Source organism: Streptomyces sp. 3330 (assembly GCF_031456635.1).
GTDB lineage: Bacteria > Actinomycetota > Actinomycetes > Streptomycetales > Streptomycetaceae > Streptomyces.
Genome location: NZ_JAVDVA010000002.1, coordinates 505,777 through 528,221 on the forward strand (window position 1 = coordinate 505,777; position 22,445 = coordinate 528,221).

The window sequence follows — 22,445 nt, forward strand, 5'->3', positions numbered from 1 at the left end:
CACGCGGTGGCCGGTCCGTCCGACGGCCGGCCCGGCCACCGCCCCTCCGACCGAAGCGCCGCGCTCGGGCCCCGGCACGGTGAGCCGGGCCGTGCGGGACCCGAACACCGGCCGGGCCCGGCCACCGGGGGAGCGGTGGCCGGGCCCGGTGCCGACGGACGGGGACGCGCCGCCAAGGCGCGTGCCCTCAGGTCCGCAGCAGCTTCTTGACGATCTTCCCGGCCGGGTTGCGGGGCACCTGCTCGATGAACTCCACCCGCCGCGGCCTCTTGTAGGGGGCGAGCAACCCCGAGATGTGGCCCAGCAGTTCCCGGGCGCCGGTGTCCGGCTCGGCCACCACGTACGCCAGCGGCACCTCGCCGTAGTCCTCGTCCGCCGTCCCGACGACCGCCGCGTCCCGTACCGCCGGATGGCTCATCAGGGCGCGCTCGATCTCCGAGGGGTAGACGTTCTGGCCGGCCCGGATGATGACGTCCTTGGTGCGGTCCACCAGGTGGATGCGCCCCGCCTCGTCCACGAACCCCAGGTCCCCGGTCCTGATCCACCCGTCGAGGTCGATCTCCCGCGTGGCCTGCGGATCGTTCCAGTAGCCCTGCATCACACCGGGTCCGCGCACCACGATCTCGCCGATCTCGCCGCACGGCGACTCCGTCCCGTCCGGGCCCACCGCGCGGGCGGACATCCCCGGGATCACGCGACCGCAGGGGATGCGCGCGGCGGTGTCCCCCGGCGCGGGGTGCTCGTCGGGGCCGAGGGTGACGAACGGGCCGCCGACCTCCGTCATGCCGTACACCTGCCGGAAGCCGCAGCCGAGACGCCGTACGGCCTCCTCGTACACGTCGACGGGCATGGGGGCGGCGCCGTACAGGATCTCCCGGAGCGTGGACAGGTCGGTGCGGTCCGCGCCCTTGGCCTGCAGCATGAAGCGCACCATCTGCGGGACCATCCACAGGTGGGTCGCCCGGTGCCGTTCCACCGCGGCCAGCGCCCGCTGCGGGGTGAAGCCCGGCATGAGCACGATGGTGGCGCCCGTCGCCATGTAGGTCAGCGACACCACCATGCTGCCGTGGTACAGCGGGCAGCAGTTGACCATCACGATGTCGTCGGTGGGCCGGGCCTGCACCAGCCAGCCCAGGGCGATGGCGCGGAACGAGGCGCCGTCGACCGTGACGCCCTTGGCCCGCCCGGTGGTCGCCGAGGTGTGCAGCACGGCCACCGGATCGGTGTCGGCCACGGGCGGCAGCTCGCGCCGCGCCGCCACGCTGCCCAGTGCCTCGAAGGCCGGCTTGTCGAACGCCATCGTGATCCGCACCGAGGCGGGGAACTCCGGCTGCCGGTCCAGCAGTTCGGACTCGCCGAACACGGCGACGGCGCCGACGCGTGCCACGATGTCGGCGACCTCGGGCACGGCCAGGCTGTGATTCAGCGGAACGAACAGCGCGCCGAGACGCGCGAGCGCGAAGTAGGTCTCCAGCACCTCGATCCGGTCCTTGGAGAGCACGGCCACACGGTCACCGTGCTCGATCCCCAGCTCCGCGAATCCCCGGGCGAGTTCGAGCGTACGGTCGTGGAATCCGGCCCAGGTGACCGCGCGCCGCTCGTCGACCAGTGCCGTCCGCCCGGGGAAGCACTGCCGGTTGCGTTCCAAAAGCTGCGTGAGCCACATCAGGCACCGCCACCGGCACCGGCCGCGGACCGCTCGGCCACGAAACGCTCGTAGTCGGCGATCGTCTGCAGCTTCTCCATGTCGTCCGCGGTGATCTCCACTCCGGCCCGCTGCTCGACCAGCAGCACCAGCCTGACCAGGTCCCCGGAGTCGATGCCGCTCGCGGCGAGGTCGAGGTCGTCACCGATCCGCGCGGCGTCGGCGAACTCCTCCGTGCCGGTCAGCTCGACCAGCAACTCCCTGACGGTGCTCATGGTTACCCCTTTCGCCCGGCAGGCCGACCGCCGAGCGGATCGCGTCCTTCGCCTGTCACCCCAACAAGAGGCCCACACCCCGCACCGCAATCCCCGCACCCCCGCGTGACGTTTGTCACGGGACCCGTCCGGCACGCCGGGGGATTGCGAGCCTCCCGCACGGCCTCTTTCCCAGTCGCAGGCCTCGCCCGGTCCACCGGGCGAGGCGGGCGCAACGGCGCCAGGGAAACACCGAAGGAGTGATGCCAGTGCCCAGGCCAGGGGTCCGGTCCAGGGGCGGGTACGTCGCCGCCGCGGCGCGGATCGGCCGGGGAGGCGCGGCATGAGCGCGGCAGGGCCCGCCGACACCGCGGCCGCCGGCGAGGACGAACCGACGGCGAGGTTCGAGGCGCTCGTCGGCGCCGGTGAGGCCGTCGAACCGCGCGACTGGATGCCCGACGGCTATCGCCGCATGGTGCTCCGGCAGCTCGCGCAGCACGCCCACTCCGAGATCATCGGCATGCAGCCGGAGGGCGCCTGGCTCACCCGGGCGCCCTCCCTGCACCGCAAGTCGGTGCTCATCGCCAAGGTCCAGGACGAGGCCGGGCACGGTCTGTACCTGTACTCCGCCGCCGAGACGCTGGGCGTGGACCGGGCCGATCTGCTGGACGCCCTGCACCAGGGCCGTCAGCGCGCCTCGGCGACCTTCGACCACCCCGCGCTGACCTGGGCCGACACCGGCACCATCGCCTGGCTGACGGACGGCGCCGCCGTCATCAACCAGGCCCCGCTGTGCCGTACTTCGTACGGACCCTACGCACGGGCCATGCGGCGCGTGTGCCAGGAGGAGGCCTTCCACGTACGGCAGGGCTACGACCTGCTGCGCGCCCTGTGCGAGGGGACGCCGGCACAGAAGGCGATGGCGCAGGACGCGGTGGACCGCTGGTGGCTGCCTGCCGTGGCGCTGATGTTCGGCCCGCCCGACACCGAGGCGGGCGGCGCCGACGCGCGCACCGCGGCGGTCGGTGCCGCGGTCTCGCGCCGCGCCATGGCCTGGGGCATCAAGCGGCACACCAACGACGAACTGCGCGCGCGGTTCGTCGACAGCTGTGTCCCGCAGGCCGAACGCCTCGGCCTGACCCTGCCCGACCCTGCGATCCGCTGGGACGAGGAACGCGGCCACTACGACTTCACCCCGGTCGACTGGGACGTCTACCGGCGCGCGCTGGGCGAGGACACGCACTGGGCCCGGCAGCGCGTCGCCCACCGGCGTGCGGCGCACGAGGACGGCGCCTGGGTACGGGAGGCCGCCGCCGCGTACGCCGCCCGCACCCCGGACGGCGACGGGGCGACCGGCCGGCACGCCGGTGCGCACGCGTACGGGCACGGGCCGGAGCACGGCCACGACCGTACGGAGGCAGGGGCATGAGCGGCGGGCAGAAGGAAGGCGCCCCGGAGGCGCGGCCGGAGGGCGCCCAGGCGGCGCGGACGGAGGGCGCCCAGGCGGCGCGGACGGAGGGCGTCCCCGGGTCCTGGGAGGTCTTCCTGCGGCCCCGGCGCGGACTCTCCCACCAGCACGTGGGCTCGGTACGCGCGTACGACCCGGACACGGCCCTGCTCAGGGCGCGTGACCTCTACACCCGCCGGGGCGACCCGCTGTCGCTGTGGGTGGTCCGCTCGGACGCGGTGCACACCGCCTCACCGGACGAACGCGACGCGTACTTCGCCAACGCGCGGCACAAGCCGTACCGGTACCCCCAGCAGTTCGCGCCGCTGACGACCGAGAGGAGCCCCGACGGTGGCCACGACCACTGAGCGGGCGGCCGCCACCGAGGCGGACGCCCGCACCGACCCCCGACTCGCCGTCCAGCTGCTGCGCCTCGGCGACGACGCCCTCGTCCTCGGCCAGCGGCTGTGCCAGTGGATCACCCGGGCGCCCACCATCGAGGAGGACCTGGCGCTGTCCAACATCGCCCTCGACCTCGTCGGCCAGGCCCGGCTGCTGCTCACCCTCGCCGGACGCCTCGACGGCACCGGACGCGACGAGGACGACCTCGCCTTCTCCCGGACCGACCGCGAGTTCACCAACGCCCTGCTCACCGAGCTGCCCAACGGCGACTTCGCGGCCACCGTCGCCCGGCAGCTCGCCTACACCCACTACGCCGTGGCGTACTACGGGGCGCTCGGCGGGTGCGCGGACCCCGAACTGGCCGCGTTCGGACAGCGGGCCGCCAAGGAGACCGCCTTCCACCGGCTGCACGCCGACACCTGGACCGAACGCCTCGGCCTCGGGACCGCCGAGAGCGCCCGCCGCATGCAGGAGGGCCTCGACCGCGTGTGGCCGTACACGGCGGAACTCTTCGACGAGGACGACCCGGTACGCGACCTCGCCGCCGCCGGAACGGCCCCCTCGCCCGCCCCCCTGCGCCCGGGATGGCAGCGGAGCACGGCAGAGGTGATCACCCGGGCCGGACTCACCGTCCCGTCCCCCCGCTGGCGGGCCCGGGGCGGCCGTGCGGGCCTGCACACCGAGGAGTTCGCGTCCCTGGTCGCCGAACTCCAGTCGGTGCGGCGCCAGTTCCCCGGAGGCACCTGGTGAACGGCGGCACGACCCTCGCGGCATCGGAGGTCCGCGCCCGGGTGGAGGCGCTGCCGGACCCGGAGCTGCCCTTCATCGCCCTCGGAGACCTCGGAGTGATCGGATCGGTCGGCCCCGCCGCCGACGGACGTCTCGAGGTGGAGTTCACCCCCACCTACCTGGGCTGCCCGGCACTGGCCGCCATCGCCTCCTCGATCCGCGACGTCCTGACGGACTGCGGCCACCCCGACGCCCGGATACGGCAGGTGCTGTCCCCGGTGTGGACGACGGACCGCATCACCGCGGCCGGCCGCGCCGCGCTCGCCGCCCACGGCATCGCCCCGCCCACGCCCGCACCGGGTGACGGGCCGGTCCTCGTCCGGCTCACCGGGGTGCCCTGTCCGCACTGCGGTTCCCGAGCCACCCGGCCGCACAGCGCGTTCGGCCCCACCCGCTGCCAGTCGATGCTGCGCTGCACCGCCTGCCGCGAGCTGTTCCCCCACCTGAGCGCGCTATGAGGACCCGCCCGAACCCCGCCCTCGCGCCCGACGGCGCCCGCCGTCGCACCGGCTGGCACCGGCTCCCGGTCACCGCCGTCCAGCACCTCACCGGGGACGCCGTCGCCGTCACCCTGGACGTACCGGCCCCACTCCGCGCCACCTTCGCGCACCGGCCCGGCGAGCACGTCGTCGTCCGGCACCGCCGCCCGGGCGAGGAACTGCGCCGCAGCTACTCGGTGTGCCCGCCGCCCGAGGAGCCCGGCGCGCTGCGGCTGGTGATCAAGCGGGGCGCCCCGGACGGCTTCGGCGCGTACGCGCTGACCCGGCTGGCACCCGGCGACCACCTCGAACTCTCCGCGCCCGCCGGGGCCTTCGCCCTGCCCGAGCTGCCCGGAGCCCACCACGTGCTGATCGCGGGCGGCTCCGGCATCACCCCGCTCGCGGCCATGGCCGCGAGCGCGCTGCGCACGGATCCCACCTGCCGGGTCCACCTCGTCCACTCGGTCCCCACGGCTGCGGACGCCCTGCTCGCCCACGAACTCGCCCTGCTCAAGGACGCGTTCGTCGACCGGTTCACCGTGCTCCACCTGCTGACCCGCGAGGGTCGCCCGCCCCTGGACGGCCGGATCGACGCCGTGCGGCTGCCTCGGCTGCTCGCCGCGCTGGACATCCGGCCGGGCCCGGACACCGCCTTCGCCCTGTGCGGTCCGGCCGGTCTGGTCGCCACCGTCCGACGGGCGCTGACGGACGCGGGAGCCGACCCGGCCCTGGTCCGCTCCGAACTGTTCACCCTCGGCGACACCCCGCCGCTCCCGCCCGTGCCCGGCGGCCTGCCGGTGCCCGGCGCCCCGCCCCGACCCGGCGCGCCGCGCGTCCCTGAGAGCACCCGGATCACCGCCCTCTACGACGGCCACCGCCGGGTCGTCACCGCAGGGCCGCGAGACCCCGCGCTCCTCGACGCGCTGCTGCGCGACCACCCGGACGTGCCGTACGCCTGCCGCGAGGGCATCTGCGGCAGCTGCCGTGCCAAGGTCCTCGCCGGCGAGGTCGCGACCGGCCCCCAGTACGCCCTCGACGCCGGACAACTGGCCGCCGGCTACACGCTCACCTGCCGCGCCCGGCCCCTCGGCGGCGAGGTCACCGTCGACTTCGACGCCTGACGGCACCCGCCCCGGCCACCACCCACCCCAGCGCCCCCAACAGAAGGAGAACACGTTGACCACCCCCCTGCGGCACGCGGGCAGGACCGCGCTGGTGACCGGCGGCAGCCGCGGCATCGGCCGGGCCGTCGCCCGCCGGCTGGCCGACGAGGGCGCCCTCGTGGCCGTCCACTACGGACATGACCACGAGGCCGCCGAGCGCACCGTCAAGGAGATCGAGACCGACGGCGGACGTGCCTTCCCGGTCCACGCCGAACTGGGCGTGCCCGGTGACGCCGACACCCTGTGGACGGCCTTCGACCACGCCCTCGCCGGGCAGGACGCGGCGCCCGGCCTGGACATCCTCGTCAACAACGCGGGCATCACCGTCCCGCGCCGCATCGCGGACGTCACCGAGGACGACTACGACCGGGTCTTCGCGATCAACACCAGAGCGCCGTTCTTCATCGTCCAGCGCGGTCTGGACCGGCTGCGCGACGGCGGCCGGATCGTGAACGTCTCCTCGGTCGCCACGCGCGTCGCCTTCCCGCCGATCATCGCCTACACCATGACCAAGGCCGCCCTCGACCACCTCACCCTGGCCCTGGCCCAGGAACTGGGACCGCGGGGCATCACGGTGAACAGCGTCGCGCCCGGCTACACCGAGACGGAGATCAATCCGACGCTCGCCGTCCCGGAGATCCGGCAGAGGTACGAGGCGGCCTCCGTGTTCGGCCGGCTCGGCGCCCCCGCGGACATCGCCGACGTCGTCTCCTTCGTGGCGAGCGACGACGCCCGCTGGGTGACCGGCCAGTGGATCGACGCCTCCGGCGGAGTTCACCTCGGCCCGTGAGCCCCGCGCCCGTCCCGCCGCGCCGCCCGCGGCAGCAACAGGAGGCCCTCACCATGAACGACGGCACGTCCGCACCGGCCCGGGCCGCGGACGACTCACTCACCCGGCCCTTCGAAGGTGCCAGCCCCTACGACGCCTATGTCCACGCGTCCGTCCTCAACAACCTCCAGCAGCCCCTCACCGAGGCACCCGACGAGATGGGATTCGTCGTCACCACCCAGGTGATGGAGCTGTGGTTCACCCTGATCGTCCACGAGTGGCGCAGCGCCGGCACGGCCTTCGCCAAGGACGACCTGGACGCCGCCATGGACGCCCTGACCCGCAGCCGCCGCGCCCTGACCGCCCTCAACGCCGCCTGGGCGCCCCTGGCCGCGCTGACCCCCGCCCGCTTCAACGGCTTCCGGGCCGCGTTCGGCAAGGCCTCGGGCTTCCAGTCCGCGATGTACCGGCAACTGGAGTTCCTGCTCGGCGACAAGTCCGAGGCGATGCTGCGCCTGCACCGGGGCGACCCCGTCGTGCACGAGGCGCTCAGCGAGACCCACCGCCAGCCGTCCCTGTACGACGAGGTGCTCGGCTGTCTGCACCGGCGGGGGCTGCCGGTTCCGGAGCACGTGCGGGAACGCGACGTCAGCGCGCCCTACACGTCGGACCCGGGCGTCGTGGAGGTGTGGCGGCTGATCTATTCCGGCCCCCAGCACGATCCGCTGCTCGTCCTCGGCGAACTGCTCACCGACATCGCCGAACTCGTCCTGCGCTGGCGCTTCGACCACGTCATGGTCGTCCGCCGGGCCATGGGCGCCAAGAGCGGCAGCGCCGGCTCCACGGGCCTCGCCTGGCTCGAACAGCGCGCTAACCGGCCGGTCTTCCCGGAGCTGTGGGAGGTGCGCGGTGGGGTCTAGGGCGATCTCCGCCTTCGCGGCGGAGGAGGAGAAGCGGGTACTGAGCCTCAAGCCGGTGCTGGGTCCGGCGCACGGCCGCTACGGCGACCACCCGCACCAGGCCTACGACGCCTGGCCGGCCGGGGAGCCCGGCGCCCCCCTGGTGATCCTGCTCCACGGCGGCTACTGGCGCTACGACCGCATGCACCTCACGCCGTTCGCCGCCTACCTCGCCGAGCAGGGCTTCGACGTGCTGCTGCCGGGCTTCCGCCGCTCGGGCGGGGCCGGCGGGCATCCCGAGACCTTCGACGACGTGGCCCGGATCGTGGACACCCTTCCCGAGGGGCGGCCCTACGTCCTGGCCGGCCACTGCTCCGGCGGCCATCTGGCCCTGTGGTGCGCGGCGCGCGGCCTGCTGCCCGACGGCTCCCGCTGGCACACGGGCACCCTCCCGACCGGCGTGCTCGCACTCGCCCCGATCACGGACCTCGCCGCCACCCGCCGGGACGGCCTCAGCAACGACGCGGCCGTGCAACTCCTCGGGGGAGAGGCGGTGTTCGAGGAACGGCTGCCCGCCGTCGACCCCCTCACCCTGCTGCGCGGCGCCGGTACCACCGGTGTGCCGACGGTGCTGCTGCACGGCGCCGCGGACGAGGAGGTCCCGCTCACCCAGTTCACCGACTACGCGGCCGTGCACAAGGACCTGAGGACGGTCGTGCTGCCCGGCACCGGCCACTACACCCTCATCGAACCCGGCGCCCCCGGAGCCCGCGCGGTCGCCGACACCCTGCGGGAGATGTCCGCCGGCTTCCCCGCACCTCGCGACGGCACCGACACGGCCCCCGCACCCCGCGACGGCACCGACACGGCCCCCGCACCCCGCATCGACAGCGGCGCCGACACGACCGCAGCACCCCGCATCGACCGCGGCACCGCCCCAGGGAGGGCCACGCACCCATGACCTTCGCCACCCCGCTCGAAGACCGGGCCGCCCGCTCCGACGCCGAGGACGCCTTGGCCCCGCTGGCCGAGCGGTTCATCCTCCCCGAGGGCGTCATCTACCTGGACGGCAACTCCCTGGGCCCGCTGCCCGCCGCCGTCCCGCCCGCCCTCGCGGACGTCGTGGCCCGCCAGTGGGGCACCGGCCTGATCGGCTCCTGGAACGACAGCGGCTGGTGGGACGCGCCCCTGCGGGTCGGCGACACCATCGGCCGCCTCGTCGGCGCCGCGCCGGGGCAGACGGTGGCGGGCGACTCCACCAGCGTGCAGCTGTTCACCGCCCTCAGCGCGGCCACCGCGCTGCGCCCCGACCGGCCCCTGCTGGTCACCGATCCCGGCCACTTCCCCACCGACCGCTACCTCGCCGACGCGGTGGCCCGCCGGGACAGCGCCCTGGAGGTGTGCCGCATACCCCCGGCCGACCTGGAGAAGTTCCTCGCCGAACAGGGCTCCCGGGTGGCGGCGGTCAGCTACTCACCGGTCGACTTCCGCACCGGCGAGCTGTACGACATGGCCGCGCTGACCGAGGCCACGCACCGGGCGGGCGCGCTCGCGGTGTGGGACCTGTGCCACGCGGCCGGCGCGATGCCGCTGCACCTCGACGCACTGGAGGTGGACCTCGCCGTCGGCTGCGGCTACAAGTTCCTCAACGGCGGCCCCGGCGCGCCCGCCTGGCTCTACGCCGCCCGCCGTCACCACGACGCCCTCGACACCCCGCTGACCGGCTGGAACGGCCACGCGAACCCCTTCGCCATGGACCGGCACTACACACCCGCCCCGGGCATCGCCCGCGCCCGTATCGGCACCCCGCCCATCCTGTCCCTGCTCGCCCTCGAGGCGGCCCTCACCGTCTTCGAGGACGTGGACCTGGCACAACTGCGGTCCAAGAGCGTCTCGTTGACGGATTTCTTCCTGACCTGCGCCGAGGAACTCCTCACCCCGCTGGACATCACCCCGGCGACCCCCCGGGACGCGACCCGCCGGGGCAGCCATGTGTCCCTGCGCCACCCGCACGCCCTAGGCCTGACCCGGGCCCTGGCGGACCGGGGCGTCGTCATCGACATGCGCGCCCCCGACCTGCTCCGCTTCGGCGTCAACGCGCTCTACACCACCCACACCGAACTGCTGACCGCCGCACAGCACTTGAGTGCCATCGTGCGCGAATCGTCGTACGACCGCGCACCCTCACCGTCGGGCCCGGTCACCTGAGCCCCGCGGTCACGGGCGGACACCCCAGGAAGGGATCACGCCGGGAAGGGATCACGCCGGGAACGGAGGCGGCGGACGCAGGGGCACTATCATGTCATGTTCAGGACAGCGAAGGGACGGTGCACATGAACGGATCCGCCTCCGACAGTTCGGCCCGTGTGGGCCTCGCGCTGGTCGCGGCCCTGGCGTCGAGCCTGCTCTGTACGCCGGCGACCGCGGCCGCCCCCGAGGAAGCCGACAAGGGCCCGGGGGCGGCCGTCACCACGATCATGCCCGAGCACGGCGAACGGGGGTGTCCCGTCGTGTACTTCGACCTGGGAGAGACCCTGGTGCACACCGCCGGAGACGGCAGCACCACCTACCTGCCCGGGGCGTCCTCGTACCTGCGGACCCTGCGGGAACGCCACATCAGAGTCGGCCTGATCACCAATGTCCCGGCCTCCTGGGGCACGACCGACGCCGAGCGTGCCGCCCGGCTCCGGACGGAGGTGGACGCGACGTGGCGGGGCCCGGCGGCCTTTGCCTGGGCGGACTTCGGCGACCGGATCCGTACACCGCGCACCGAAGCCGAACGCAAGCCGTCCCCGGTCCTGTGGCAGCGCGCCAAGGAGGACTCGGCCGGCTGCCGGGTCGTGTACCAGGCGGAGACCGCCCAGGAGGTGTCCGTCGCCTCCTCGCTGGGCTACGTGGCGTACCAGATCGGCATGCCGCAGCGGCCCGCGTTCCTGCCGGCGGGACTGGTCGAACTCCTCGGACGTCGCCACGCATGAACGCAGCCGCAGCCGCAGCCGCAGCCGCAGCCGCAGGCGGGACCGCCCGTCGTCGTACGCCCTTGGTTCCGGGGCGTACGACGACGGATCGGCGCCTGCGCCACGGCTACCGTGTCGGCGCCGGGTGACAGACTGATATGCCGACGGCGCGACGGTCCCGGTGGCCCGACGCGGCCGCCGGGAGACCGTCAGGCCGTCAGGTCGTTTCGTGGTACCCGGGAGCCCGGTTCGGTTCGAGGGCCTCCCTGCGGGCGGCGTCCCCCGCGTCCGAAAGGTCGGGTGCACCGTCGCCCGCCTCCGCCGAGGCGGGGCCACCGGCTCCCTTGCGGCCGCCCGCTCGCGGCACCGCCCGATCCCCGTCCTGGCCCCCGTGGGAGACCACCCCGCTGCGCAGCAGCAGTTGGAAGGCTCCGAGCAGCACCGCCGTGGCCAGTGCGCTGTGCCACAGCAGGGCGTCGAGACGCCCGGCCGACAGGTACGCGCCCGCGGCGATCGCGGCCAGGGCGCACACCGCGCGGTCCACGATGCTCTCCACCGACAGGAGGGTGGCCCGCGGTGCATGCGCGGGAACCGCGTCGTTGACCAGTTTGCGCTGGACCGGGAACGCGAACCCGGTGGCGGCGGCGAACAGGCAGAGCAGCACGACGACGGTCCACGGCCCGCCGAGGGTCATGGCCGCCAGGGCGGCCGCCAGCGCGAGGCTGAGGACGGACACCCAGGCGACCGGCGGCAGTCTGCGGCTGAGCCATTGGGGTCGCGCGGACGCCACCGCCTCCGCCACGGTCATCGCGGCCAGCACCCCTCCGTGCGAGGCCTCGCCTATGCCGTGGTCCAGCAGGATCGGCTGGAAGAGATTGACCTGGCAGATACGCGACAGCGTGAAGACCGCCACGCCCTGCACCATCACCAGCGCCAGCCACGGCGAGGAGGCGACGCAGCGCAGCGCGGTCCCCGCGTCCCGCAGGAAGGCGCCGCCCCTGCGCCCGCCGTCACTTCGGCCCGTGTCCGCTCCGGCTTCCGCTCCGGCGAGTCGGGGCAGCAGCACGGCGCAGACGAGGGAGCCAGCCGCGCTTGCGGCGCTGAGCAGGTACGGGGCCGGGTGCGCGAGAGCCATCAAGGGCCCGACCAGCGGCCAGCACACCACCTTCGCCGTCAGGCCCAGTGCCCGCGCGGTGCCCTCCGCCCGCAGGTAGTGCTCGTCGCACCCTTGCGCCCGCAGCCCGTCGTACAGGTAGGCGCTCGCCGCGCCCGAGGTGAGCGACCGGCCGGCGGCGATGGCCAGGAAGTGGAGGAGGAACCCCGTGTACGAGGCGCTGACCACCGGGGCCAGGTTCGCGGCCGTCATCACCACCGCGCCGGCCCGCAGGCAGTTACGGGTGCCGATCCGGTCGGCGATCAGCCCGGTCGGAATCTCGAGCAGGCAGAAGGCCACGTAGTAGATGCTCTGGATGCCGAAGATCTGTCCGTCCGAGAGGCCGGCCGCCTTCTGGTAGGCGTAGAACACCGGCATCCACCACAGCAGGTTGAACAGCAGCTGGAAGCCGTAGTTGAGCCGGATGATCCGGCGGGCGGTGTCGGTCGGGCCCGGGGACGCTCCGGTGCCGGGGCGCGGCCGGCCAGGACGCACCCTCACAGCGCGTAGGGACGGATCTGGACCAGCCGGAAGCCGCCCTGCCCGGTCATCAGCCACTCGATGTCGAGGGGTTGGTCCACGTCGGTGGCGCTGAAGTGGGACTGGAGGAGCCGTCCGGTCAAGGACAGGTCGGCGAGCCGGGTGCGGACGGCGGCGGACAGCTTCTGGCCCGACGAGCCCAGCGCGACGGTACGGCCGCCGCCCTCCACGGTGTTGTACAGGTACTGCTGCGGCAGCACCGTCCCGTCGACCACCTGCTCGGGCGAGCCCGGGGAACAGTTGAGGTAGACGTTGCGGAAGTCCTCTCGGCGGGTCGGGTTGCAGGTCACGAGGACGCCGCCCAGGGAGGCGGGCACGTATTCCTGGATGATCACACCCATGTAGGTGTCGTCGAGGGAGATGCCGACCTGGTGGCGCAGCCGCACACTGCGGGGCGACACGAGGGAGGCCCACACCTGGCGTACGGCGTCGAGGAGTTCGCCGGTGCCGTGGACGGTGGTGACGGAGTCGTAGACGCCCGCCGCGGAGAACCCGGGGAGGTCCTCGGCGTTGGAGGAGGATCGCACCACCAGCCGTCCGCGCGAGGCCGCCGCGGCGGGAAAGGCCTGGTCGATCTGGCGGGTGACCGCCTCGGGGACGGGGGTGTGCCGGATCAGGTGCTGCAGGTGCAGGCACAGTGAGTCCAGGACGTCGGTGGCGTCGAGTTCGAGGGCCATCTTCAGTTTGCCGATGCCCTGCTGGAGGGCGGGGGAGGAGGCGAGGAACCGCTGCTGGAGTGCGAAGGGGAGTGCGACGCCTTCGGGGGCGCCGACCGCCTCGGCGACGAACTCGGCTGCCTTGAAGCGGAGTTGCTCGGCTGTGAAGGAGGTGAGGCCGAGGCGGGCGGCGAGGTGGCCGTAGAGGTCCGCACGCGGCGGACGGGGCCGGCCGTAGAAGGAGGTCAGGTCCACCGTGCGGCTGTCGAGGACGTGGTGCAGTTCGCCGAGATGGGCCGCCTTCGTGCCGTAGCGGTCGCGGTCGGCACTGCGCAGCCGGTGCAGGGACAGGACGGGGGCGTCCTCCAGCAGGGGCGGTTCGAGGCGTATGCGCTGCTGGTGCCAGGCCGGCGCCCGCAGGTCGGGTTCGTGGTCGAGGCGCTGCAGGGATATGTCGTCCTCGTCGACCCGGTAGCGCACCCACGCGTTGTCGAGACCGTGCTTGTCGACGAGTTGCTCCAGGTCGCGGACGATCGCGTTGGGAATGCCCCACCCGCAGGCGAGGACGTTGGTGTGCGAAAGGGGCGTGATCGGCGCGGTGTTGATGAAGCCGGCGACACGCGGCACGTCGTCCGGCAGGCAGGGCATCGCCACGATGTCCGCCCAGCCCAGCCCGGTCTCCGCCGCCGTGTACTCCTCGGTGGTCCGGAAGAACCGCAGTCGACCGGTGGCCTCGCCGGCGTTGAGCGGTGTGCGCTCCCGGGAACCGAACAGCTCGTGGCTCAGGATGCGGGGCACACGCTGTTCACTGATCGCCGACAGTTCCTCCTCCTGCCCGTGGTTGGCGGGCTTGAGCAGCAGCGGCAGCCTGCTGTCGACCCGGGCCCGCACGAACGCGTAGAAGAATGCGAGCAGTTCGCCGTGCATGGTGTCGGCCTCGGTCGTCTCCAGGACGAGGAAGGGCCGCTCCCTGCCCTCTTCCTGCTCGGTGTGCAGGGACAGCACACCGAGCAGGAACCGGCGCTCGGGATCGGTGTAGACGGAGGCGTTGAACGCGTCCAGTTGCGCGTCGAGCGTGGCCAGGTCCATCCCCAGCACCCGGGTGGCGATGTAGTTGGCGTGGAAGGGGTGCGCGCCGGTGTCGAGCAGGTGCCAGGTGTCCTCCGCGCGGTCGACGACGACCTTGAGGTAGGGGTGACCCGCCAGGACTCCCGACAGCGTCCGGAAGAGCGGCAGGGAGAGATTCTCGCCGACGACCGTGCGGTCCGTGGCGGGCTCGGCGGCACCGGTGGCCGGGTGGACGCTCATGCGGGGACCTCCTCGGACTGCGCGGCGGGCAGCACCCGGGGCAGGGCGTCCACCAGGGTCTCGAAGTCGCGCAGCACCGTCCGCGGGTCGGCGGCGGAGAGCAGGCACAGGGCCGCCATGGTGTTGGCGCCCGCGGCGGGGTCGTAGACCGGCACGACACTGCCGTCGGGCAGGGAGCTCTCCGCCACCACCGACAGCTCGCTGTCCGGGCTCAGCGGCACGTCCGACGCGACCACGGGGAAGTCCCAGACCCTGCGGTCCTGCCATGCATCGCCGCGGCCGTCGACCGCGAGGACGACGAGGGAGCCCGCCGCACCCCGGGCCTGCGCTGGTGTCAGGGCCTGCTCCGGCCAGGCGACAGGGCGTCCCAGGAGGTGGTCGACGAGCATGCCCACCAGGTCCAGTGCGAAGACCTCCTCGATCTGCGGCACCGTCATCGCGCCGCCGAACCGGGCAGCGGTCTCGATGAGCCACATGCTCCCGTCGGGGCCGAGCTTGATCTCCGTGTGCGTCCCGCAGTCGCGCAGGCCCAGGGCGTCGACCGCGCGGCGCGCAAGGTCCACGACGCGGTTCTGGGCGTCCGGAGAGAGCAGGGCGGGGGTGATGCCGGCGCGCTCGGTGAAGGGCTCGATGGTGGGCATCCGGCCGCTGAGACAGACGGGGTGGAACACGCCGTCCGCCACGACGCCCTCGACGCTGAGGTAGTCGCCCCAGCCGGGCTCGTCGAACCAGTCCGCCGCCGTGCCGCTGACGATCTCCTCGACCACGAAGTCGGCGTTCGCCTCGGCGACATGCAGTTCCGCGTATCCCAACCGGGCGGACTCCGCCATGACCTGCCGGGAGCGGGCCCAGGCGGCGGACGCGTCACCGGGAGAGGTGATGATCTGGTGGGCCGTGGATCCCGCGCTCCAGGCCGCCTTCAGCAGCAGCGGACAGGACAGGGAGTCCACCGCCGCTTGCAGATCCGCTTCCGTGGCGACGGGGCGGAACGCGGGTTGCGGCAGGCCGCTTCGCTGCCAGGTGCTGCGCATCAACCGCTTGTCGCGCGCGAGTGCGGCGGCTGCGCCCGCGCCGGGCAGGCCGAGCTTCTCGCAGGCTTCGGCGACGGCCACGACCGCGTACTCGGAGAAGGTGATCACGGCGTCCGCGCCCACCTCCTGGGCCCGCGAGACGATCAGCGAGACCAGATCGCAGCGGCCCGAGTCGTCCGACGTCGTGACCGAGGCGCACAGTCTGGCGGCAGAACCCGCCACGGCGGCGGGAAGGGCGCTGAGCGCCAGCAGGTGCACGTCCGCCCTCACCGCCGTCCGGGACAGGACATGGCCGAGCGGCGGACCACCCTTGGCATGCACCAACAGCACCGTGCTCACAGAAGTTCGTCTCCATTCACCTGGTCGGTAGGGGCCGTGCTCGGCGCCATTGGTGCGGCGACGGGCCCGGGGGCGCGTGCGGGGGCGGCGTCCGGCGTCCCGCCCGCACACTCCAGGGGACCAGGCTGTACCCGTCCATATCGCCGCAGAGGGCGCTCGCGACTCAGGCAAACGCCTGAGTCGCAGACGTGATTCGCAGAATCTCGTCCCCGGCGCCCGGCCCGAGCGGTAGGGCGGCGGGGTCCCCCCGTCCCTTTTCGGCAACTCGGCCGGGAATGGCGCTTGTGCTGTACCGGGCGGGCTGTCCAACGTCATGTGACTGTGCGTCAGCCGGTCGTATACGGATGGAGACCGTGATGGGCGACCCAAGCCTCAAGACACTGCTCGAGAGCCTTCCCGCGTTCTGGAGGGAATGCGAAGTCGACGAGCCGTGGCAGGCGGGGGAGGGGAACGCCGACGGGCCCGGGCAGACGGACGAGTGGGACGACCCCGGCGGCCGCGCCGACCCGGGCGGCTCACAGCCCACCGGGGACCGGCGGCGACGAGGAGCGGGGCTCGCGGCGCCCCCCGGCCACGCTGCCTTCGCGGATCTTGTGGATCTCGCTCCGGCGGCCGCCTTCATCCGGGATCGCGACGGGCGCTACCTGTGGGCCAACCACGCCTACGCGCACCTTTACGGCACCGTGCCGCAGCAACTGGTCGGCAGATACATCGAGGACTTCGACGCCCCGGCCGAGGCGGACCGGTTCCGGGCCCTGGACCAGCAGATACTCACCCGAGGCACGCCCGTCCGTCACACCCTCCGCTACCGGCGTCCGGACGGCACCACGGGCCGCGCGGTCGGCCACCGCTTCCCGGTGCGGGAACAGTCCCGTACGTGCATCGCCGGCATCTACGTGGACATCACCGACCACCTGCGGGCCACGGCGCAGCGCCAGGAGGCCGAGGAGAACCTCAGCGCCCTGCGTGACCACAGCGGGCTGCCCTGCGCCCTGTTGTCGGCGAGCGGGCGGGTGGTCGAGGCGAGCGTGGCGGCCGCCGAACTCTTCCACCTCGGCCTGACCGACCTCGTGGGCCGCCGCGCCCACACGCTGCTCGCCCCCGGACCCGGCCCCGATCTCGACCGGTTGCACCGTCGTTGGAACAGTCTGATAGCCCGCCGCACCCGACGTGTCGAGACCACCGCCGTGCTCGTCGACACCCGAGGACTGCAGCGGCGGGCCGAGGTCCACCTGACGACTATCGGCCATTCCGCCAGCCGGGCACGGCACGTCTGGGCCGTGATCACCCATCAGAGCCTCGCCCACGAGGCGCATCCGCCGCTGACCGCGGCGCAGATCCGCATCCTGTCGCTGCTGGCGCAGGGCAGCAGCAACAGTGACATAGCCGCCTCGCTGAAACTGTCGCGGCAGACACTCGACTACCACCTCAGCCGCCTGCGGCATCTGCTGGGCGCCGCCACACGTCCGGCCCTCGTGGCCCGCGCCTACGTCCTCGGCATACTCGCCCCCCACACCTGGCCTCCACGCTCGGCCACGGCGACCCACCCCCTCAGCACCGCTTGACCCTCCACGGGCGGGAAGGCTCGCCTCGGCTCGGCGTCATCGGGCTGCTGCACCCTGCGCGAGCGCGGGACGTTCTCCTCTGCTTCACAGCAGGCCTGCCCAGGCAGAAGCGGACACGCCGCTCCTGCGGCGAGGGAGCCCACGGTCGGCGGATCTACGACCGGGCCCCGCCGAGGTTAGGCCCTGGCACCGCGAAGACCGCCGGCACCGGGTGATCGCCCGCCGCCGAAACTGCCCAGCGGTCAGAACAAGCACCGTTGCGGTACCAGCCCCCGGCCACGAATTCGCGCAGGTCCGCGGTGAGGCGGTCGGCGTGGGTGGGGAAGAGGCCGTGGCCGGCGTTCTCGTACACCTCGAGGGTGGCCTTCGGGGCGAGGCGCGGTGGCCGGTCAGCTCGATGGGCCCGGAGGTGTCGTGGGTGCCGTGGACGACGAGCACGGGCAGGTCGAGCGCGGCCAGCTCGGGGGCGACGTCGAGTTCGGCGATGAGCTCGCCGAGGGCGACCCCGGCCCGGGCGGTCGAGCCGTGACAGCGCCGGATCATGGTCTCGACGTACGCCTCGGAGAGGTCGTTGCCCGGCCGGTCCAGGGCGAAGAAGGCGTGCGCGCCGTCCGTGAAGAAGACGGAGTGGTCGCGGCGGAAGGCTTCGGTGCCCGCCCGCAGGAGCTCCGGGTCGACGCCCTCGGGGTGGTTCGCCGACCGGGCCGGACCGGGCGCCATGCCGGCGACCAGCGCCACTCGGGTGACGCGGTCGGCGCCGTGCCGGGTCAGACAGCGGACGATCTCCGCGGTTCCGAGGGAGTGGCCCACGAGGGTGACCCCGCGCAGGTCGAAACGGTCGAGGAGGCCCTGCAGGTCGTCGGCGAGGCTGTCCAGGTCAAAGCCGCCCCACACGTCGTCGGAGCGTCCGTGGCCGCGCCGGTCGAAGCCCACGCAGCGGTGGCCCTCGCGGGCCGGCGGCAGCATCTGGTACTCCCACATCTCGGTCCCGAAGCAGAGGCTGTTCACGAACACGATCACGGGCCCGTCGGCGGGGCATTAGTCGACGTAGTGCAGCTGTGCGCCGTCGACCGGGCTCGCGAAGTACGGCATGGGACGTCCTCCTGAAGTGCGGGGATGCCGAAGCGGCGGGTACGTCGTTCATGCTTGCGGCCACGGCTGCGGGCGTCGATTACCTCTCGGGTCATGACCGCGTGCGCCGGGCCCGGCCTGGGTACTCGGTCGCTCGCCCGGAAGGGAACGCCGAGAGGAGCCGAAGGTGAGCAGCAACGTCGTCGTCACGGGCGCCACCGGCAACGTCGGGACGAGCGTGGTACGTCTTCTGTCGGAGGACCCCGAGGTCGCCTCGGTACGGGGGCTGGCCCGGCGGATCCCGGACTGGTCGCCGCCGAAGACGCAGTGGACGGCCGTCGACCTGGCCTGCGAGGACGCGGATCTGGCCGCGGCGTTCGAAGGCGCCGACGCGGTGGTGCACCTGGCCTGGGCTTTCCAGCCCACGCACGATCCGGCGGTGACGTGGCGCACGAACGTCCTCGGCAGCATCAGGGTCTTCGAAGCCGCTGCCGCCGCACGGGTGCCCGCCCTCGTGCACGCCTCGTCGGTCGGCGCGTACTCGCCCGGACCCAAGGACCGCGCGGTCGACGAGTCATGGCCGACGCACGGCTGGCCCGACGCCGCGTACTGCCGGGAGAAGGCCTACCTGGAGCGGACCCTGGACACCTTCGAGCGCGACCACCCGCAGACCCGGGTGGTGCGGATGCGGCCGGCGTTCCTGTTCAAGCGGGAGTCTGCGAGCGAGCAGCGCCGCATCTTCGGCGGCAGGTTCCTGCCCGGCCAGATCGCCCGCCCCGAGTCGCTGCCCTTCATCCCCGACGTGCAGGGACTGCGCGTGCAGGCGCTGCACACCGACGACGCGGCCGGGGCGTACCGGCTCGCCGTGCACACCGACGTGCGCGGCGCGTTCAACCTGGCGGCCGATCCGACCGTGGACGCGGCGCTGCTGGGCGCGATGTTCGGCGCCCGTCCGGTGCGTCTGCCCCGGACAGTGGCCCGGTCGGCGATCGCCGCGGCCTGGAACCTGCGGCTCCTGCCGGCCTCGCCGCATCTGTTCGACGCCGTACTGCGGCTCCCCTTGATGGACTGCACCCGCGCGCGGGTCGAGCTGGGCTGGCGGCCGGAGCACACGGCTACGGAGGTGTTGGAGGAGTTCCTGCGAGGACTGCGGAGCGGGGAGGGCGAGCCGACCGCGCCGATGCAGGGGCGGAAGGTGGGGTGAGGTGAGCTGAAGGGGAGCCGGGGAGGGCATTCCCGGCCCGTACGCTGCGACGCTCTCGCCGGTCGAGCCCCCGGTCGAGCCCCCGGTCGAGTCAATCCGCCTGATTCGCCTGCTCGTTGAGATGTTCCCCCTGTGGCTCCACCGCGTACTTCGGGTCCCGCGCCGACGCGGTTCCCGCAGCGAACGTCCGAGAGCGGGGGCAGCGGAACGGCCAACACGGTCGGGGGATAGGGCAGTTGAGCTGCCGTCGGGAGTCAGTACAGGCCGAGCTGTTCTCCCGGCGGCTGGGGGGTGAGTGCGCTGCGGGTCGGCCCCCGTCCGACCACGGCAGGTCGGTCACTACCACACTGAGCCGGGGGCGTGCTGTGCTCCTGACGCACGTCCGGGCGGCGCAGTCGGACACCGCGCTGCCCGGCTCCCGTGTCATACGGCCTGAGTCGCGGCCGCCCACCGTCGGCGGCGGATCTCACCGCGACCGGCGGCGCCGCGGGTACGGCCGGAAGAGCTCAACCACCACCCCTGCAGGGATCAGGCCGCGACGAGTTCCTGCTCGCGCTCCGGCACCTCGGCCTTGGGCTTCCTGTTCGGCAGCGAGAGCCGGAAGACCTTGTGCCAGGCGGAGAACACCTGCTTGGGCAGCGGCCCGGTGACGTAGTCCAGCTCGTACTTCTCGAACAGCGCGCGCACCTTCACCGCGACCTCGGCGTACCGGTTGCTCGGCAGGTCCGGGAACAGGTGGTGCTCGATCTGGTGCGACAGGTTGCCGGTCATGAAGTGCATGGCCTTGCTGCCGCTGATGTTCGCCGAGCCCATCATCTGGCGCAGGTACCACTCGCCGCGCGTCTCGCCCTTGATCGACCGGCGCTCGAAGACCTGCACGCCCTCGGGGAAGTGCCCGCACATGATCACCGAGTGGGACCAGATGTTGCGGACCAGGTTCGCGGTGAAGGTGGCGGCGAGCGTGGAGAGGAACGACGGACCCGACAGCAGCGGATGGATCACGTAGTCCTTGAGCACCTGCTTGCGGATCTTGCGGCCCACGGCCCTGGCCCGCGCGCGGAACTCCGGGTTCTTGCGGCGGCGCTTGCTCAGGTTCCTGCCGAGCTCCAGGTCGTACGCTGCGATGCCGTACTCGAAGAAGCAGGCGTTGAGGAAGTTCCACAGCGGCTGCCCGAGGTGGAACGGGTGCCACCGCTGGTCCTCGTCGACGCGCATGATGCCGTAGCCGAGGTCGTTGTCCTTGCCGATCACGTTGGTGTACGTGTGGTGCAGCTCGTTGTGCGAGTGCTTCCACTGATCGGCCGGCGAGACGTGATCCCAGTCCCAGGTGGTGGAGTGGATCTTCGGGTCCCGCATCCAGTCCCACTGGCCGTGCAGGACGTTGTGGCCGATCTCCATGTTGTCCATGATCTTCGCCACGGACAGACCGGCGGTGCCGATCACCCACGCGGGCGGGAAGATCGAGAACAGCAGTACACCCCTGCTGACCAGCTCGAGCTTGCGCTGCGCCGCGATGACCTTGCGGATGTAGGCAGCGTCCTTCTCGCCACGGCTGGCGATCACCTCGTCGCGGATCGCGTCCAGCTCGCGGCCGAGCTCCTCGATCTGCTCAGCGGTCAGGTGGGCGGTGGGGTCGATGGCGGTCAAGGTGCTCCTACCGTTCGATGTCACAGGGGCCCGCAGCGGCGGACACGCAGGTCTGGATGAGGACGCCCGGCTCGGCCTCGGTGATCTCGCCGGTGCGCAGGTCGCGGACGGCGCCGGCCTTGAGCGGCGTGACGCAGCCGAAGCAGATGCCCATGCGGCACCCGGAGGGCATGAGCACGCCGGCCTCCTCGCCGACGTCCAGCAACGGCTTGGCGCCGTCCGCGTCGACGGTCTTGCCGGTGGCGCTGAACGTGACCTCGCCGCCGTCGCCGGTGACGACGACGCCGGGGCGGAAGCGTTCGGTGTGCAGGCGCGCTTCCACGCCGTGATCGCTCCAGTGCTTCTCGGCGGCGTCGAGCAGGCCCGCGGGCCCGCAGGCCCAGGTCTCGCGCTCGGCCCAGTCGGGCACGAGTGCGTCGAGACGGGCGATGTCGAGCATGCCGTCCGTGTCGGTGTGCACCTCGGTGAGCCGCAGTTTCCTGCCCGCGACCAGGTCGTGCAGTTCGTTGCGGAAGATCACGTCCTGCGGCTGTGGCGCGCAGTGGACCATGACGACGTCGTCGAACTCGATGTCGCGCAGCATGCCCATCACGGGCGTGATGCCGCTGCCGGCCGTCAGGAAGAGCACCTTGGCGGGCTTGGCCTGCGGCATGACGAAGTCACCGGTCGGCTGGTCGAGCTGGATCAACGTGCCCGGTCTCGCTCTGCGGACCAGGTGGTTGCTGACCTTGCCGTCCGGGATCGCCTTCACGGTGATCGTGACGCGGCCGTCCCGGCGGTTCGTCGGCGAGGTGAGGGAGTAGGCACGCCACAGGCGCACTCCGTCGACGTCGACCCCGATCCGAACGTACTGACCGGCCGTGTGGCCGCGCCAGCCCCGTCCCGGCCTGATCACGACCGTCGCGGCGTCAGCTGTCTCGGGGTGCACGGCCTCGATGCGCCCCCGCAGGTCCGCGCCCGCACGCAGCGGGCTGACCAGGTCGAGGTAGTCCGACGGCAGCAGCGGCGTCGTGACCATCTCCAGCATTTTCCACGCCCTGCTGCGGAGGGCTGTACTCGTCATGACTCCAGCTTGCTGTACCTCAAGGCGTAAAGTCCTGACCGCAGGACGTAAATCTGGTTGGTTG

General features: G+C 72.8%; 18 protein-coding genes and 3 pseudogenes. 13 read left to right on the plus strand and 8 right to left on the minus strand.

Annotation, left to right across the window (positions count from 1 at the left end; genetic code table 11):
• Positions 1-187 precede the first annotated feature (187 nt).
• Both J2X68_RS05655 and J2X68_RS05660 read right to left on the minus strand, forming a co-directional pair.
• Positions 188-1,666, minus strand: a complete 1,479-nt coding sequence (locus tag J2X68_RS05655; protein ID WP_310431315.1) for an AMP-binding protein — start codon at positions 1,664-1,666, stop codon at positions 188-190.
• Entirely contained in the window at positions 1,666-1,920 is a 255-nt protein-coding gene (locus J2X68_RS05660) for an acyl carrier protein (protein ID WP_310431316.1), read from the minus strand. The genes J2X68_RS05655 and J2X68_RS05660 overlap by 1 nt, the downstream gene beginning before the upstream one ends.
• A gap of 322 nt (positions 1,921-2,242) precedes the next feature.
• Here J2X68_RS05660 and paaA point away from each other — a divergent pair, with 322 nt between their 5' ends.
• The 10 genes and pseudogenes from paaA to J2X68_RS05710 all read left to right on the plus strand — a co-directional run bounded on the left by paaA (position 2,243) and on the right by J2X68_RS05710 (position 10,825).
• Positions 2,243-3,328 (plus strand): 1,2-phenylacetyl-CoA epoxidase subunit PaaA, encoded by a 1,086-nt coding sequence (paaA, locus tag J2X68_RS05665; protein WP_310431317.1) that lies wholly within the window; start codon positions 2,243-2,245, stop codon positions 3,326-3,328.
• The gene (locus J2X68_RS05670) at positions 3,325-3,714 is read left to right on the plus strand and encodes a 1,2-phenylacetyl-CoA epoxidase subunit B (protein ID WP_310431318.1); all 390 of its coding nucleotides are present in this window, start codon (positions 3,325-3,327) and stop codon (positions 3,712-3,714) included. The genes paaA and J2X68_RS05670 overlap by 4 nt, the downstream gene beginning before the upstream one ends.
• Positions 3,698-4,498, plus strand: coding sequence for a 1,2-phenylacetyl-CoA epoxidase subunit PaaC (gene paaC, locus J2X68_RS05675; RefSeq protein ID WP_399039332.1), 801 nt, complete (start codon positions 3,698-3,700; stop codon positions 4,496-4,498). Before J2X68_RS05670 ends, paaC begins: the two co-directional genes overlap by 17 nt.
• The gene (gene paaD, locus J2X68_RS05680) at positions 4,495-4,995 is read left to right on the plus strand and encodes a 1,2-phenylacetyl-CoA epoxidase subunit PaaD (RefSeq protein ID WP_310431319.1); all 501 of its coding nucleotides are present in this window, start codon (positions 4,495-4,497) and stop codon (positions 4,993-4,995) included. Before paaC ends, paaD begins: the two co-directional genes overlap by 4 nt.
• The gene (locus J2X68_RS05685) at positions 4,992-6,137 is read left to right on the plus strand and encodes a 2Fe-2S iron-sulfur cluster-binding protein (RefSeq protein ID WP_310431320.1); all 1,146 of its coding nucleotides are present in this window, start codon (positions 4,992-4,994) and stop codon (positions 6,135-6,137) included. Before paaD ends, J2X68_RS05685 begins: the two co-directional genes overlap by 4 nt.
• A 55-nt stretch (positions 6,138-6,192) precedes the next feature.
• On the plus strand, positions 6,193-6,969 hold the full coding sequence (locus J2X68_RS05690; RefSeq protein WP_310431321.1) for an SDR family oxidoreductase: 777 nt from the start codon (positions 6,193-6,195) through the stop codon (positions 6,967-6,969).
• Positions 6,970-7,022: 53 nt separating this feature from the next.
• Positions 7,023-7,868: a tryptophan 2,3-dioxygenase family protein gene (locus J2X68_RS05695; protein WP_310431322.1), complete on the plus strand. Its 846-nt coding sequence runs from the start codon at positions 7,023-7,025 to the stop codon at positions 7,866-7,868.
• Positions 7,858-8,655: pseudogene (locus tag J2X68_RS05700) on the plus strand (alpha/beta hydrolase family protein); the annotation flags it as partial. The gene J2X68_RS05695 and the pseudogene J2X68_RS05700, both read left to right, overlap by 11 nt.
• Positions 8,656-8,804: 149 nt before the next feature.
• A complete protein-coding gene (gene kynU / locus J2X68_RS05705; protein WP_310431323.1) occupies positions 8,805-10,055 on the plus strand; it encodes a kynureninase in 1,251 nt (416 codons plus the stop codon).
• A gap of 125 nt (positions 10,056-10,180) precedes the next feature.
• Positions 10,181-10,825 carry a hypothetical protein gene (locus J2X68_RS05710; protein ID WP_310431324.1) on the plus strand — a complete coding sequence of 215 codons (645 nt, stop codon included), beginning with the start codon at positions 10,181-10,183 and terminating at the stop codon, positions 10,823-10,825.
• A gap of 196 nt (positions 10,826-11,021) precedes the next feature.
• Here J2X68_RS05710 and J2X68_RS05715 read toward each other — a convergent pair whose 3' ends face one another.
• The 3 genes from J2X68_RS05715 to J2X68_RS05725 are packed head-to-tail and all read right to left on the minus strand — an operon-like array spanning position 11,022 to position 15,831.
• Complete coding sequence (locus J2X68_RS05715; RefSeq protein ID WP_399039335.1) at positions 11,022-12,458, minus strand: MFS transporter; 1,437 nt, start codon at positions 12,456-12,458, stop codon at positions 11,022-11,024.
• Positions 12,455-14,461, minus strand: coding sequence for a PEP/pyruvate-binding domain-containing protein (locus J2X68_RS05720; RefSeq protein WP_310431325.1), 2,007 nt, complete (start codon positions 14,459-14,461; stop codon positions 12,455-12,457). The genes J2X68_RS05715 and J2X68_RS05720 overlap by 4 nt, the downstream gene beginning before the upstream one ends.
• Entirely contained in the window at positions 14,458-15,831 is a 1,374-nt protein-coding gene (locus J2X68_RS05725; RefSeq protein WP_310431326.1) for an ATP-grasp domain-containing protein, read from the minus strand. The genes J2X68_RS05720 and J2X68_RS05725 overlap by 4 nt, the downstream gene beginning before the upstream one ends.
• 356 nt (positions 15,832-16,187) lie before the next feature.
• Between J2X68_RS05725 and J2X68_RS05730 the strand changes: the two genes are divergently transcribed.
• A complete protein-coding gene (locus J2X68_RS05730) occupies positions 16,188-17,396 on the plus strand; it encodes a PAS domain S-box protein (protein ID WP_310431327.1) in 1,209 nt (402 codons plus the stop codon).
• 92 nt (positions 17,397-17,488) lie between these two features.
• A pseudogene (locus tag J2X68_RS05735) lies at positions 17,489-17,622 on the plus strand (IS701 family transposase); the annotation flags it as partial.
• A 230-nt stretch (positions 17,623-17,852) separates the two neighbouring features.
• Here J2X68_RS05735 and J2X68_RS05740 read toward each other — a convergent pair.
• A pseudogene (locus J2X68_RS05740) lies at positions 17,853-18,377 on the minus strand (alpha/beta fold hydrolase); the annotation flags it as partial.
• 277 nt (positions 18,378-18,654) lie between these two features.
• Between J2X68_RS05740 and J2X68_RS05745 the strand changes: the two are divergent.
• A complete protein-coding gene (locus J2X68_RS05745; RefSeq protein WP_310431328.1) occupies positions 18,655-19,671 on the plus strand; it encodes an SDR family oxidoreductase in 1,017 nt (338 codons plus the stop codon).
• 528 nt (positions 19,672-20,199) lie between these two features.
• On the opposite strand, the gene J2X68_RS05750 is transcribed toward J2X68_RS05745, so the two are convergent.
• Positions 20,200-21,318 (minus strand): acyl-CoA desaturase, encoded by a 1,119-nt coding sequence (locus J2X68_RS05750; protein WP_310431329.1) that lies wholly within the window; start codon positions 21,316-21,318, stop codon positions 20,200-20,202.
• A gap of 7 nt (positions 21,319-21,325) precedes the next feature.
• Entirely contained in the window at positions 21,326-22,381 is a 1,056-nt protein-coding gene (locus tag J2X68_RS05755; protein WP_310431330.1) for a ferredoxin reductase, read from the minus strand.
• Between the last annotated feature and the right edge of the window lie 64 nt (positions 22,382-22,445).